Origin of the sequence: Nocardiopsis sp. NPDC006938 (assembly GCF_042869555.1) — a bacterium.
Taxonomy (GTDB): domain Bacteria; phylum Actinomycetota; class Actinomycetes; order Streptosporangiales; family Streptosporangiaceae; genus Nocardiopsis.
The window spans coordinates 40245-53688 of sequence record NZ_JBIAGA010000012.1 but is presented as its reverse complement, the minus strand read 5'-3'; the positions used below and the strand labels follow the sequence as shown (position 1 = coordinate 53688).

Here is a 13444-nt window from a genome sequence, read left to right as displayed (position 1 = left end):
GGTTCGGGGTCTACTGGAACCGCGGGCCCTCCCCCGGCCCGCGTGTCACACAGAACCCGTCACCCCACCACCGGCCACTCCGTACGACCCCGGCGGCGCCACCGGCCAGAGCGGCGCTTCCCCGGGGCAGCCACGTGGTCTCCTGTCCCCCGCACCCGTGTCCCCGACACGGGTCCCACCCGTTGGGAGCCCCCCATGTCCGACACGAGTCCGGGTTTCGTCAGGGTCCTGGGCAGGGCCGACGTCCTAGCCCTGGCCTTCGGCGCGATGATCGGCTTCGGCTGGATCGTCCTCACCGGCGACTTCGTCGACGCCGCGGGCAGCGGCGGCGCCGCCCTGGCCTTCGTCATCGGCGGCGTGGTGATGGCCTTCGTCGGCCTCACCTACGCCGAACTGGTCTCCGCCATGCCGCACGCGGGCGGAGAACACCACTACGCCATGCGCGCCATCGGCCCCAAGGGCGCCTTCGTGGCCTCCTGGGCGATGGTCCTGGGATACGTCTCGGTGGTCGCCTTCGAGGCGGTCGCCGTCCCGCAGACGCTCGTCTACCTGTTCCCGGACATCGAGGCCGGGTACCTGTGGACGATCGCCGGGTACGACGTGCACGCCAGCCTCGTCGCCATCGGGGTGCTGAGCGCCGTGGCCATGACGGCCCTCAACTACGTCGGGATCAGACCGGCCAGCGTCTTCCAGGGCGTCACCGTCCTGTTCCTGCTCGCGGCGGGCGCGGCGATGCTCACCGGCGCCTTCGTGGGCGGCTCCACCGCGAACATGGAACCCCTCTTCACCGGCGGGGTGTCCGGGATGTTCGTGGTGCTGGTCGCCGTCCCGTTCCTGTTCGTGGGCTTCGACGTCATCCCCCAGTCCGCCTCGGAGATCAGGCTGCCCCACCGACTGGTGGGCTCGCTCCTGGTGGTCTCGGTCTTCTGCGCGACCGCCTGGTACGTGATGGTGATGCTGACCGCCGGCGCCGGGATGCCCGCCGCCGACCTCCTGGGCTCCGAGCTCGCCTCGGCCGACGCGATGGCCGCCATGTGGAACAGCGCCGCCATGGGCAACCTCCTGGTCCTGGGCGGCGTGGCCGGGCTGCTCACCAGCTGGAACGCCTTCCTCATCGGCGGCAGCCGCCTCATCTACGCCATGGCCCGGTCGCGGATGCTCCCCTCCTGGTTCGGGGAGCTGCACCCGCGCTTCCGCACCCCCGCCAACGCGGTGCTGTTCATCGGGGCGCTCTCGGTCCTGGCCCCGCTCTTCGGCCGCCCGATGCTCGTGTGGCTGGTCAACGCCGGCGGTCTGAACATCGTCATCGCCTACCTGACGGTGGTCGTGTGCTTCCTGGTGCTGCGCCGTCGCGAACCGGAGATGGAGCGCCCGTTCCGGGTCCGTGCGGGGACGCCCGTGGGCGTCACCGCCTTCGTGCTGGCCTTCGGCCTCTTCCTGCTCTACCTGCCCGGAATGCCCGCCGCCCTGGGCTGGCCCCACGAGTGGGTCATGGTCCTGGCCTGGTGGATCGGCGGCGCCGTCCTCATGTGGCGGCTTCCCCGAGTCACTCCGGGCCCGGACGCCGAGGAACGCCTCATCGAGATCATGGACGCCCGGGACGGAAGGAGATCCCCCGCCCTCTGAACTGCCCGACCCGGGACCTCCCCGCGCCCTCCGGCCCCGTCGACGCGGACCGGAGGGGCGGCGTGCGTCGGGGTCAGTTCACCCAGCCGTGCCAGGAGGCCAGGCGCCGGACCGCCTCGTCCAGCACCTCGTCCTTCTTGCAGAAGGCGAAGCGCAGCAGGTGCCGCCCCTCGTCCTGCCGGTCGTAGAACACCTTGGCGGGGACCGCCGCCACCCCCGCCTGACGGGGCAGCGCCCGGGCGACGTCCACGCCGTCCGCGTACCCCAGCGGGCGGATGTCCGTCATCAGGAAGTAGGTACCCTCGCAGACGTTCACCTCGAACCCGGCCCGGGTCAGGCCCTCGGCGAGCCGGTTCCGCTTGCCCTGGAGCGCGAGCCGCTGCCGTTCGATCCACTCCCCCTCGTGGTCGAGGGCGTCGGCGATGGCCAGCTGGAGCGCGCCGTTGGCGGAGAAGGTGAGGAACTGGTTGACCGTGCGCACGGCGCGGACGAGGGGTTCGGGGCCGGTGACCCAGCCGGTCTTCCACGCGGTGACGGCGAACGTCTTGCCCACCGAGGAGATGGACAGGGTCCGCTCACGCATGCCCGGCAGCGTGGCCAGCGGCACGTGACGGCGGTCGTCGAAGGTGAGGAACTCGTACACCTCGTCGGTGACCGCGATGAGGTCGTGCTCACGGCAGACCGCGGCGATCTCCTCCAGCTCGGCGGGGGTGAACACCGTGCCGGTGGGGTTGTGCGGGCTGTTGACCATGATCAGCCGGGTGCGCGGGGTCACCGCCGCGCGCAGCTCGGCGGGGTCGAAGGTGAAGCGTCCGCTCTCCGGTTCCCGGCGCAGCGTCACCGGGCGCCGCACCCCTCCGGCGAGGGAGATCGTCGCGGCGTAGGAGTCGTACATCGGCTCGAAGACGATCACCTCGTCCCCGGCCTCCACCAGCGCCAGCATCGAGGCGGCGATCCCGGCCGTCGCGCCGACCGTCACGTACACCTCGGCCTCGGGGTCGAACTCCAGGCCGTAGTGACGGGCACGGTAGCGGCTCACGGCGTCGCGCAGCTCCGGGCGGCCCGGCCCCGGCGGGTACTGGTTCACCCCCGCCATGATGTTGCGGGAGGCGCCCTCCAGGAGGGAGCGCGGTCCGTCGGTGTCGGGGAATCCCTGCCCGAGGTTGACGGATTCGGTCTCGACGGCCAGGCGCGTCATCTCGGCGAAGATGGTCTCACCGTACTGGCGCATGCGTTCGATCAGAGGTTCTTCCACCCGTCGAGCGTATCCACCCCGTTCCTCCGCGGCACCCTTGGGCACGGCGAAGGCCCCCGACCTCGTCACACCCGGTTCGTCAGGGGGTGCCACGAGGTCGGGGGCCCGACCCGGCCGTCACGGCAGGAGGAGGCTCAGCACGATCCAGACCACGGGACCCGCGATGAGCAGCGAGTCGATGCGGTCCATGAGACCACCGTGGCCCGGCATGAAGCGGCCCATGTCCTTGACGCCGAGGTCACGCTTGAAGAGCGACTCGATGAGGTCGCCGACCGTGGCCGCCAGGACCACGGACAGGCCCAACACCACGCCGACCCACCAGGGGCCGCCCAGCAGCAGGGTCACGCACAGCGCACCCGCCACCGCGCAACCCACCACGGAGCCGCCGAAGCCCTCCCAGGTCTTGTTCGGGCTGATCACCGGGGCCATCTTGTGCCGCCCCAGCAGGATTCCGGCGAAGTACCCGCCGATGTCGCTGGAGATCGTCACGAGGATGAACACCACGAGCCGGTACTGGCCGTCCTCGGGGTGCGCGATGAGCAGCATCCACGTGGCCAGCAGGAACGGCAGGTACATCAGGACGAACAGGTTCGCCGACGCGTCGGCGACGAACCCCTCTGCCCCGCCCCTCAACCTCCAGACCAGGCAGGAGACGGCCGTGAGGGCGGCGATGCCCGCCAACCAGTCCGCCCCGCCGAAGTAGGCTCCGGCCTGCATGGCCACGCCGCCCACCGCCAACGGGACCACGGCGAGGGTCGTGCCCTTGCCTCCGAAGGCCCGGTTGAGCTCGCGCAGCCCGATCAGCACCCCGAGCGACGTGATGATGGTGAACAGCTGCGGCCAGGGGAAGATCGAGAAGAAGACGAGCGCGCCCAGGGCGCACCCGCTGGCGATGGCCACCGGGAGGTTGCGGCCGGTCCTGACCGGCTCACCTCCCGGCTTGTGCAGCACGAAGCGCTGCCCGGCGGCCGTGTCCGGGGAGGGGGTCTCCGCCCCGGACGGGGGAGTGTCGTCGGGTCTGTGCTCCGGCGAGTGGTCATCGCCTCCGGAGCCCTTGGAAGGTGTGGTCACCGGCTAAACCTCGAGAAGTTCCGCTTCCTTGTGCTTCAACAGCTCGTCGACGGAGGCGACGTACTTCTGGGAGAGCTCGTCGAGCTCGGCCTGGGCGCGGTGCGCCTCGTCCTCACCGAGGTCACCGGCCTTGACGGCCTTCTCGAAGCTGTCCTTGGCGCGACGGCGCACGTTGCGGATCGAGACCTTGCTGTCCTCGGCCTTGGTGCGCGCGACCTTCACGTACTCCTTGCGGCGCTCCTCGGACAGGTCCGGGAACACCACGCGGATGACCTGGCCGTCGTCGGAGGGGTTGACGCCGAGGTCGCTGTTGCGGATCGCGTTGATGATCTCGGTGCGCGAGTTGACGTCGAACGGCGAGATGACGACCATCCGCGGCTCCGGGACCGAGAAGGACGCCAGCTGGTTGATCGGCGTGCGGGCGCCGTAGTAGTCGACGGTGATCTTGTTGAAGGTGGCCGGGGTGGGCCGGCCGGTGCGGATCGTGGCGAAGTCCTCCTTCGCGACGACCACGGCCTTCTCCATCTTCTCCTCGGCCTCAAGGAGGGTTTCTTCGATCATTGTGGCGCTCCCGGGTTCTCGGCTGGGTGTTCGTGGCTTGGGGGTCGCGGGCCGACCGTCCGCCGTTAGGCGGGGACGGGGCCGACGATGGTGCCGATCTTCTCACCGCGGACGGCGCGCAGGATGTTGCCCTGGCTCATGAGGTCGAAGACCACGATGGGCAGCCCGTTGTCCATGCACAGGCTGACGGCGGTGGCGTCCATGACCTTGAGGCCGCGGGTGAGGACCTCGTTGTAGTTGAGCTTGTCGAACTTGACCGCGTCCGGGTTGCGCTGCGGGTCGGCGTCGTAGACCCCGTCGACCTGCGTGCCCTTGAGAACCGCCTGGGCGCCGATCTCCAGCGCGCGCTGGGCGGCGGTGGTGTCGGTGGAGAAGAACGGCGCTCCCAGACCGGCACCGAAGATGACCACGCGGCCCTTCTCCAGGTGGCGGATGGCGCGGCGCGGGATGTAGGCCTCGGCGACCTGGCTCATGTGGATCGCGGTCTGCACGCGGGTGTCCACGCCCAGGCGCTCCAGGAAGTCCTGGAGGGCGAGGCAGTTGATGACGGTGCCGAGCATCCCCATGTAGTCGGCGCGGCCGCGCTCGATGCCGCCCTCGGTGAGCTGGGCGCCGCGGAACATGTTGCCGCCGCCGACGACGACGGCGACCTGGATGCCCTCGGAGACCGCCTCGGCGATCGACTCGGCCACGTACTGGACGACGTCGGGTTCGATGCCGAGACCGCCCCCGCCCGCGAAAGCCTCCCCCGAGAGCTTGAGCATCACGCGTTTCCAACCGGAATCGTGCATGGCGGGTTCGGTGGTCATCGCTTCGTTCTCCGACACGGCCTGCGGCCTCCCTTGTTCTCCCCGAGTGGCACAGGGTCCCCCGAGTGCTCCTGCTGCGGGCGGTGGGGGCACGACGCCCCGCATCCGCCCATATCCACCAGAAGGTGCCGGGGAGAGACGTCTCCCCGGCACCTCCATCATGTCAAAACCCCAGGGTGTGTGCGGTGGGTGCCCTCACGGAACACGCCACCGGACCTCGTCCCTAGGCCTGGCCGACCTTGAAGCGAACGAAGCGCTTGACGGTCACACCGGCCTCGTCGACGACCTTCTGGACCGTCTTCTTGCTCTCCTTGACGAACGGCTGGCCGAGCAGCGTCACGTCCTTGAAGTAACCGTTGAGGCGGCCCTCCACGATCTTCGGGATCGCCTGCTCGGGCTTGCCCTCCTCGCGGGTGGTCTCCTCGGCGATGCGGCGCTCGTTGGCGACGACCTCGGCCGGGACCTCGTCCTTGCTGACGTACTGCGGAGCCAGCGCGGCGATCTGCTGGGCGAGGTCCTTGCCGACCTCTTCGTCCTTCTTGTCCAGCTCGACGAGGACGCCCATGCTCGGGGGCAGGTCCGGGTCGGACTTGTGCAGGTAGCTCGCGACGTAGGCACCGTCGAACTTGGCGATGCGGCGGAACTCGAGCTTCTCGCCGATGATCGCGCTCTTGCCCTCGATGTAGGCCTGGAGGCTCTTGCCCGGCTCGATCTCGGCGGCGGCGATGGCGGCGATGTCGTCGCCGTCCTGGGCGGCGACGAAGTCCGCGACCTGGTTGGCCAGCTCGATGAAACCGGCGTTCTTGGCGACGAAGTCGGTCTCGCAGTTGAGCTCGATGAGGGTGGCCTTACCCTCGCTCTCCTGCTTGAGGACGACCATGCCCTGGGCGGCGGTGCGGTCGGCGCGCTTGTCGACGGACTTGGCGCCCTTGATGCGCAGGGCCTCGACGGCCTTGTCGTAGTCGCCGTCGGCCTCGGTCAGGGCCTTCTTGCAGTCCATCATGCCGGCGCCGGTGGCGTCGCGCAGCTTCTTGACGTCCGCGGCGGTGAAGTTCGCCATGCCTGTTCTCGCGATTCCCTTGGAGTGAAGTCTGTACTGGAAGTGAAGCGCCCCGGGATGAGCACCGCACGGGCCGCCCCGCCCACGAGGGGCGGGGCGGCGCACGGGAAACGGTGTCCCCGGAAGGGACCGCTGACTACTCGGCGGTCTTGTCCTCGGCGGGGGCCTGCTCGGGGGCGTCCACCGGGGAGTCCTCGGAGGTGACCTCGGCCGGAGCCTCGGCGGCGACCTCGTCGGCCGGGGCCACGGTGGCGGTCTCGGCCGGGGCCTGCTCGGCCGCGGCCTCGGCGGCAGCCGTCTCGGACTTGCCCTCCAGGAGCTCGCGCTCCCACTCGGCCAGGGGCTCCTCGGCGGCCTTCTCCTCGGTCGCGCCGGAGGCACCGGAGCGGACCATGAGGCCGTCGGCGACGGCGTCGGCGACGACGCGGGTGAGGAGGCTGACGCTGCGGATGGCGTCGTCGTTACCCGGGATCGGGTAGTCGACCTCGTCCGGGTCGCAGTTGGTGTCGAGGATGGCGACGACCGGGATGTTCAGCTTGCGAGCCTCGCTGATCGCGATGTGCTCCTTCTTGGTGTCCACGATCCACACCGCGCTGGGGACGCGGGACATGTCGCGGATACCGCCGAGGGTGCGCTCGAGCTTGTCCTTCTCACGGCGAAGGTTCAGCAGCTCCTTCTTGGTGAGCGCGGAGCCGGCGACGTCGTCGAAGTCGATCTCCTCCAGCTCCTTGAGGCGCTGGAGCCGCTTGTGCACGGTGGAGAAGTTGGTGAGCATGCCGCCCAGCCAGCGCTGGTTGACGAAGGGCATGCCGACGCGGCGGGCCTGCTCGTCGATGGCCTCCTGCGCCTGCTTCTTGGTGCCGACGAACAGGATGGTGCCGCCGTGGGCGACCGTCTGCTTGACGAACTCGTAGGCGCGGTCGATGTACGCCAGCGACTTCTGGAGGTCGATGATGTAGATGCCGTTGCGCTCGGTGAAGATGAAGCGCTTCATCTTGGGGTTCCAGCGACGGGTCTGGTGCCCGAAGTGGACGCCGCTCTCCAGGAGCTGGCGAATCGTCACGACTGTGGCCATGACCTGGTCCTCCTTGCGGTGGCGAAGGGGTGCTCCGCCGTCGGTTGATCCTGACGCCCCGGCCGTACCGCCACGCCGCCGAAGCGGTGTGGACCGTGGGTGCGGCCCCTCCCGGAGGAGGCGGGTGGGCGTGCGTATTGTGGTTGGTCCAGCGGACCACAGACGATTCTATCCTCCGCGCGGCACACCCCGGAACAGGTCCGTGCCCAGGCAGATCGCTCCGGGGGACGGGGCCCCGGGGCGGGCCCTCGGCGGCGGTTGTCCACAGGTCCGGTCCCTCCGGTGGCGGAACCGGGGCGCGGAGCGCACGCTGGGAACATGAGCCCTCGCCGTGTCTGGCACCTCCTGTTGTCGCTCTCGCTCCTGCTCCTGCCCGTCCTCGCGCACCGCACCGCGTACGCGGCCCAGGGCGGAGCGCCCTGGCGCTGGCCGGTGGACCCCCCGGCCGAGGTCCTACGCGGTTTCGACCCGCCCACGCGGCCCTGGCTACCCGGGCACCGGGGGGTGGACCTGGCCGCCGTACCGGGCCAGGACGTCCGGGCGGCGGGTCCGGGGCGGGTCCACTTCGCCGGCCGGGTCGCGGGTGTGGGGGTGGTGAGCGTCTCGCACGGGGACCTGCGCACCACCTACCTGCCCGTGGACGCCTCCGTCGCGCGGGGCGACCCGGTGGGCGACGCCCCGCTGGGCAGGCTCTCGGACGAGCCCCGGCACTGCCCCGACCGGCACTGCCTGCACTGGGGCCTGCTCCGGGGCACCGAGTACCTCGACCCCCTGCACCTGTTGGGCCGGGGCCGGGTCCGCCTCCTGCCCCTGCGCGGTCTCCTCCCCCACGGGGCCCCGTCTGCCGAGGGGCGGGTCAGGCCCGGGGATGCGCCTGCTGGTAGGCGGTGCGCAGGCGCTCCACGGAGACGTGGGTGTAGATCTGCGTGCTGCGGGGGCTGGAGTGGCCGAGGAACTCCTGGACGCTGCGCAGGTCCGCGCCGCCGTTGAGCAGGTGGGTCGCGGCGCTGTGCCGCAACCCGTGCGGGGCGGAGTCCGCGCCGACGGCGCCCAGGTGGGCGTGGACGTCCTCGCGGGCCTGACGAACGCCCAGGCGACCGCCCCGGGCGCCCAGGAAGAGGGCCCGGGTCGGAGTCGGGGCGACCATCTCCGGCCGCCCCCGGGCGGTCCAGGCGTCCACGGCCTCCAGGGCGGGGGCGCCCACCGGGACCGTGCGCTCCTTGTCGCCCTTGCCCAGCACCCGCACGGTGTCGCGGGAGCGGTCGAGGTCGGTCAGGTCCAGGGCACAGAGTTCGGCGACCCGGATACCGGTCGCGTAGAGGAGTTCCACCACCGCGTGACGGCGCAGCTCCGTGGGGGTCGTGGGGTCCGCGGCCTCCAGTGCGCGGGCCGCCTGGTCCTCGTCCAGGACGGTGGGCAGGGCCCGCTGCTGGCGGGGGGTGGCCAGACGGGGGCCCGGGTCGGTGGCCAGGATTCCCTCGCGGTGCAGGTAGCGGGTGAGGGCGCGGACCGCCGCCACCCGTCTCGCGACGGTGGACCGGCTGGCCCCGGCGGCCCGTGCCCGGGCCAACCAGGCGCGGACCAGGGGGACGTCGAGGTCGGACGCGGTCCGACCGCGTGCGTCGAGATCGGCCAGGAGGGAGGTGAGATCGGCGAGGTAGCCGCGCACGGTATGCGGGGAGCGGCCGAGTTCGCCGGACAGGTGCGCGGAGAAGCGCTCCAGGAGGACCTCGGCGCCGGGGCCGGCGCGTCCGGTGGCGGGGGCGGGCTCGTCACCTGGCCCGTACTCGTCGCCCGGCCCGGGTGCGGGCGTGGTCAAGCGCCCTCCCGGGGCAGGCTGGCGACGGCGTCGATCTCCACGAGGAAGCGCGGGTCCACCAGGCCGCTGACCTCCACCAGGCTGGCCGCAGGGAGGTGGTCCTCGGGCAGGGAGTCCAGGAGCGCGATGCGGAACTCGTCGAGGTCGGTGATGTGCCGGAGGTAGTAGGTCAGTTTGACCACGTGGGTGAGGTCGGCCCCGTGCCGGGCCAGAACGGCCTCCAGGTTGCGGAAGATCTGGCGGGTCTGCCCGCCCGCGTCGCCCGCGACGTCGCCGTCGGGGGCGACCGGGACCTGCCCGGAGACGAACAGGAGCGGTCCGTCCGCCACCAGGGCGTCGCTGTAGGTTCTGGCCATGGTAGGACCGTACCCCGGCCCGACCGCCGGTACCCCTGGTCGCGGGTCCCGCGGGCCACCGGTTCGGTCGCGGCTCTCGTAGCCGACCGGGCCCGTACGGTCCGCGCCCGGGGACGCGGGGCCGGTCGCGGAGTCGGCCCCGTGCCCCCGTGGCGGGATCGTGTGGCTGGTCGGGTACGGCGGGACCGTGGACGCCTCTCCCCCGTGGGTCGCTAGGCGGCGCTCGGTTCCCACTGGGTGTCGAGGTCCTCGGAGGTGATCCTGAGCAGCTGGCCGTCGGCCCGCAGGATCGCCTCGTGGAGCCGTCTGAGCGGCACGGTGGGCTCCACCCCCAGTTCGCTGGACAGCCGGAGCCGAGCCCCCCGGTAGATGCCCAGAGCCTCAGCCTGGCGCCCCGACCGGTACAACGCGAGCATCAGCAGGGCGAGCAGCCGTTCCCGGTACGGGTGCGCGGCGGCCAGTTCGGTCAGTTCGGGCACCATCCGGGCGTGGTGTCCCCGGTCCAGGTCGGTTTCGATGCGTTCCTGGTCGGTCAACAGCCTGAGTTCCTCCAGTCGCCGAATCTCGTTCGCGACCACCCCGCTGTTGGGAATGTCCGAATAGGGTCTTCCCCTCCACAGCGCCAAGGCGTGGCAGTACGTTTCCGAGGCCTGCCGGAGTTCTCTCCGACCGCGTGCCCGGCGGGCGTGAACAACGGTCGTCTCGAATCTTCGCGCGTCCACCTCGGCGCTACACAACTCCAGGCGGTAACCCGGCCCGTCGCGCACCAGGCGGCCACCGTCGTCCAACACTTTCCGCAGCCGGTGGACGTACACCTGCAAGGTACTGCGGGCCCCGTCCGGGGGCGTTCCCTCCCAGAGGGCATCAGCCAGTTCGTCCAGGGAGAGCCGGTGCCCTCCCTGGCTGAGCAGTACGGCCAACAGACGGCGCAACATGGGGGCCCTGAGCACGACCGGAACTCCGTCCCGATAAATGACCAGCGGCCCCAGAATCCCGAACTCAATCACGTCGCCTCCTGTTCGGGAAGTGCCGTACCCATCTCCGTGCGTCCGGAACGGGCCAGCTTTATCACTACTTTACGTGGCCAGTCATTGCCAGCGGTCACCTTCAGCACGTGATGAAAGTAGGTCGAAGGACCTGTTCGGCGCAACCAGGCAGTAATCGAGGTGTAAGTGCCCTCACTCATGCTGGGTCGTGCGTCGACCGAAGCCTGCCGGAAAGAGCGACATGAACGCTGACGGGCGGACCCCCGCCGCACCCCGGTCCCCGGAGCCGTCCCCCCTGTGGCTGCCCATGACCTCGATGTCCATGTTCGAGCGGGGCGGGACCACCCTCGTGGCGGGCGACGGTGTCCGGGTCCGCGACGAGGCCGGTAACAGCTACCTCTCCGCCACGTCCGGCCTGTGGAACGTGACCTGCGGTTGGAACCACCCCCGGATCGTGGACGCCGTCACCGAACAGCTGCGCCGTCTCTCCTACGGAACGCTGTTCCGTTACGGGCACGACACCGCCCGCGACCTCGCGGCGCGGCTGCTGGAGATCACCCCCGGCGACTTCGGCCGCGTCTACTTCTCCTCCTCCGGCTCCTCCGCCAACGAGGCGGCCGTGAAGGTGCTGCGCCGGTACCGGAGCCTGATCGGGCAGCCCGAGCGCCGCCTGGTGGTCTCCTTCGACTCCCACTCCTGGCACGGAACCGGGATCGGTGCCATGGCCCTGACCGGTGAGGACCTCGACCAGGACGCCTACGGGGCGGACCGCCGCTGGAACCGGCTGCTCCCCTTCCCCGACCCCTTCGCCGCCGAACGCGGGCTGGGCCCGGACGAACGGACCTGTCTGAGGGCCCTGGCGGAGCTGGAGCACACCGAGGGCGAACGGGTCGCGGCGGTCATCGTGGAGCCGATCCTCTGTTCCGGCGGTGTACTCATGCCGCCCCCGGGCTTCCTGGAGGAGGTCGCCGCCGCCACCGCGCGCATGGGCGCCCACCTGATCGTGGACGAGGTGGCCACCGGGTTCGGGCGCACGGGGCTGATGTTCGCCAGCGAGCACACCGGCCTGCGCCCCGACGTGCTCACCCTGTCCAAGGGCATCAACAGCGGCTACCTGCCGCTGGCCGCCACGCTGTTCCCCGCAGAGGTGTACGAGGCCTACGAGGCCGCCGGGACCTACCTCACGCACGGGGAGACCCAGTCCGGCAACCCCGCCGCATGTGCCGCCGCTCTCGCCACGCTGGAGGTGATGGAGGAGGAGGCCCTGGTCAAGCGCTCGGCCTCGGCCGGGTCCCGGCTGCGCGGGCATCTCGACGCACTGCTGGAACTGGACATCGTCGGCGAGGTGCGCGGCGAGGGCCTGGCGCTCGCCGTCGAACTGGTCCGGGACCCGGTGAGCCGGGCCCCGTTCTCCCCCATGGAGATGGCGATGATCAGCCACCTCTGCCAGCGCAACGGACTCCTGGTGCACCTGAGCCGCCGTTGCCTGCTCCTGTTCCCCCCGCTCGTCGTCACCGACGACGACGTCGACGAGATCGCGGCCCGGCTGACCGGGGCGCTGAAGGCGGTGAGGCCGCGATGACCGGCACGGACTCCGGGATCAACCCGCACTGGTGGGTCCCCACGAGGGTCGACTTCGGCGCGGGCCGCCTGCGCGACGTCCCGCTGGAGGTGGAACGGGCGGGCCGACCGGTGGCGGTGGTGGTCGACGAGCACGCCGAGGCCGTGGTGCCGGGCGTCGCGGAGGTGCTGCGACGGCTCGCCCCCGAGTTGGTCGTACGCCGCGCGGCCTCCACCCCCACCCGGCGGGAGGCGGCCGAACTGGCCGACCGCCTGCGCGCGGCGGGGACGCGCTCGGTGTGCGCGATCGGCGGCGGCACGGTGATGGACCTGGCCAAGGCGGCGGCCGCCGCGGTGGTCCTGCCGGGCCTGCTCACCGGTTGGCGGCCCGGTGGCGGGTTCGTCATGCCGGAGCCGGTGACGCGGGGAGGTCTGCCCGTGGTGGCGGTACCGACCACGGCGGCGACCGGCAGCGAGGTCAACGCGAAGGCGAGCCTGGCGGAGGGCGCCGACCGCCGCTTCCTGGTCCACTGGTCCCTGTTCCCACGGGTCGCGGTGATCGACCCGGTGCTGCACACGTCGCTTCCGCGGGCCCTGACCGCCGAGGGCGCGCTGGAGACGGTGGCCCGGCTGCTGGTCCCGATGGTGTCGGACCCGCCCACGACGGCGCTGCCCGACGAGGTCGCCATCGGTCAGATCCGGGCGGTGGTCCCCGCGGCCGACCGGGCCCTCGCCGACGGCGACGACCTGGAGGCGCGCGGCACGGTGGCGCTGGCCGCCAGCGTCAGTACGTTCACGCTGCACCAGATCGGCCGCCACCTGCACTCGTTCTGGGTCTGGTACCCGACCAACACCCTGACCGCACGTGGCCTGCGCAAGGGACCGGCGCTCGGTGTGCTGCTGACCCGCTGGGCGCGGATGGTGGTCGACGGCGACAAGCTGGCCGGACACGCCGACCGGCTCGCGGAGCTGGGCGGCCGGGCACTGGGGCTGACCGGGCCGTCACCGGCGGAGGTCGCGGACGCGTTGGAGGGCCTCCTACGGCGCTGGGGCTTCCCCACCACGTTCGGGGAGCTGGACCTGGACGCCTCCGCCGAGGAGCTGACCGAGCAGACCTGGCGGGCGTGGTCGGTGCCGCTCGACCCGAGGACCCGGGACCAGGTGCGTTCCCTCTTCGAGGGCGCCTGACCGGCACCCGCGGCGTCATGACGAGGGGCCGTCCCCGACCGCATCACTCCCGGTCGGGGACGGCCCCTCTGGTGAGCC

General features: G+C 71.3%; 12 protein-coding genes and 1 pseudogene. 4 read left to right on the top strand and 9 right to left on the bottom strand.

The annotated features are described in order from the left end of the window. Positions 1-195 precede the first annotated feature (195 nt). A complete protein-coding gene (locus ACFYL4_RS18475) occupies positions 196-1626 on the top strand; it encodes an APC family permease (RefSeq protein WP_387519486.1) in 1431 nt (476 codons plus the stop codon). 73 nt (positions 1627-1699) lie between these two features. Here ACFYL4_RS18475 and ACFYL4_RS18470 read toward each other — a convergent pair whose 3' ends face one another. From ACFYL4_RS18470 to rpsB, 6 genes are all read right to left on the bottom strand, one after another. Beyond that, the gene (locus ACFYL4_RS18470) at positions 1700-2881 is read right to left on the bottom strand and encodes a pyridoxal phosphate-dependent aminotransferase (RefSeq protein WP_387519485.1); all 1182 of its coding nucleotides are present in this window, start codon (positions 2879-2881) and stop codon (positions 1700-1702) included. A 117-nt stretch (positions 2882-2998) separates the two neighbouring features. Beyond that, positions 2999-3952, bottom strand: coding sequence for a phosphatidate cytidylyltransferase (locus tag ACFYL4_RS18465; RefSeq protein ID WP_387519483.1), 954 nt, complete (start codon positions 3950-3952; stop codon positions 2999-3001). 3 nt (positions 3953-3955) lie between these two features. Further along, positions 3956-4513, bottom strand: a complete 558-nt coding sequence (frr, locus tag ACFYL4_RS18460) for a ribosome recycling factor (RefSeq protein ID WP_387519481.1) — start codon at positions 4511-4513, stop codon at positions 3956-3958. Between the two features lie 65 nt (positions 4514-4578). Next, positions 4579-5322: a UMP kinase gene (gene pyrH / locus ACFYL4_RS18455; RefSeq protein ID WP_357758368.1), complete on the bottom strand. Its 744-nt coding sequence runs from the start codon at positions 5320-5322 to the stop codon at positions 4579-4581. Between the two features lie 223 nt (positions 5323-5545). Then, positions 5546-6382, bottom strand: a complete 837-nt coding sequence (gene tsf, locus ACFYL4_RS18450) for a translation elongation factor Ts (protein ID WP_357757986.1) — start codon at positions 6380-6382, stop codon at positions 5546-5548. Between the two features lie 136 nt (positions 6383-6518). Beyond that, positions 6519-7457, bottom strand: coding sequence for a 30S ribosomal protein S2 (gene rpsB / locus ACFYL4_RS18445; protein ID WP_357757983.1), 939 nt, complete (start codon positions 7455-7457; stop codon positions 6519-6521). A gap of 318 nt (positions 7458-7775) precedes the next feature. On the opposite strand from rpsB, the pseudogene ACFYL4_RS18440 reads away from it, so the two are divergent. Next, positions 7776-8216 (top strand): annotated as a pseudogene (locus ACFYL4_RS18440) (peptidoglycan DD-metalloendopeptidase family protein); the annotation flags it as partial. Positions 8217-8313: 97 nt separating this feature from the next. Here the strand turns inward: ACFYL4_RS18440 and ACFYL4_RS18435 are convergent. From ACFYL4_RS18435 to ACFYL4_RS18425, 3 genes are all read right to left on the bottom strand, one after another. Next, positions 8314-9180, bottom strand: a complete 867-nt coding sequence (locus ACFYL4_RS18435) for a tyrosine recombinase XerC (RefSeq protein WP_387519635.1) — start codon at positions 9178-9180, stop codon at positions 8314-8316. A 92-nt stretch (positions 9181-9272) separates the two neighbouring features. After that, positions 9273-9632: a RidA family protein gene (locus ACFYL4_RS18430; RefSeq protein WP_357757980.1), complete on the bottom strand. Its 360-nt coding sequence runs from the start codon at positions 9630-9632 to the stop codon at positions 9273-9275. A gap of 212 nt (positions 9633-9844) precedes the next feature. Beyond that, positions 9845-10639: an AfsR/SARP family transcriptional regulator gene (locus ACFYL4_RS18425; protein WP_357757977.1), complete on the bottom strand. Its 795-nt coding sequence runs from the start codon at positions 10637-10639 to the stop codon at positions 9845-9847. 220 nt (positions 10640-10859) lie between these two features. On the opposite strand from ACFYL4_RS18425, the gene ACFYL4_RS18420 reads away from it, so the two are divergent. Further along, positions 10860-12200, top strand: a complete 1341-nt coding sequence (locus tag ACFYL4_RS18420; RefSeq protein WP_387519478.1) for an aspartate aminotransferase family protein — start codon at positions 10860-10862, stop codon at positions 12198-12200. Beyond that, complete coding sequence (locus ACFYL4_RS18415) at positions 12197-13366, top strand: iron-containing alcohol dehydrogenase (protein WP_387519476.1); 1170 nt, start codon at positions 12197-12199, stop codon at positions 13364-13366. Before ACFYL4_RS18420 ends, ACFYL4_RS18415 begins: the two co-directional genes overlap by 4 nt. Positions 13367-13444 lie beyond the last annotated feature (78 nt).

Coding starts and splice junctions, on each gene's coding strand:
- ACFYL4_RS18415 (WP_387519476.1), top strand. CDS start 12,197: ATGACCGGCACGGACTCCGGGATCAACCCGCACTGGTGGGTCCCCACG.
- frr (WP_387519481.1), bottom strand. CDS start 4,513: ATGATCGAAGAAACCCTCCTTGAGGCCGAGGAGAAGATGGAGAAGGCC.
- ACFYL4_RS18475 (WP_387519486.1), top strand. CDS start 196: ATGTCCGACACGAGTCCGGGTTTCGTCAGGGTCCTGGGCAGGGCCGAC.
- ACFYL4_RS18430 (WP_357757980.1), bottom strand. CDS start 9,632: ATGGCCAGAACCTACAGCGACGCCCTGGTGGCGGACGGACCGCTCCTG.
- pyrH (WP_357758368.1), bottom strand. CDS start 5,322: ATGACCACCGAACCCGCCATGCACGATTCCGGTTGGAAACGCGTGATG.
- ACFYL4_RS18420 (WP_387519478.1), top strand. CDS start 10,860: ATGAACGCTGACGGGCGGACCCCCGCCGCACCCCGGTCCCCGGAGCCG.
- rpsB (WP_357757983.1), bottom strand. CDS start 7,457: ATGGCCACAGTCGTGACGATTCGCCAGCTCCTGGAGAGCGGCGTCCAC.
- tsf (WP_357757986.1), bottom strand. CDS start 6,382: ATGGCGAACTTCACCGCCGCGGACGTCAAGAAGCTGCGCGACGCCACC.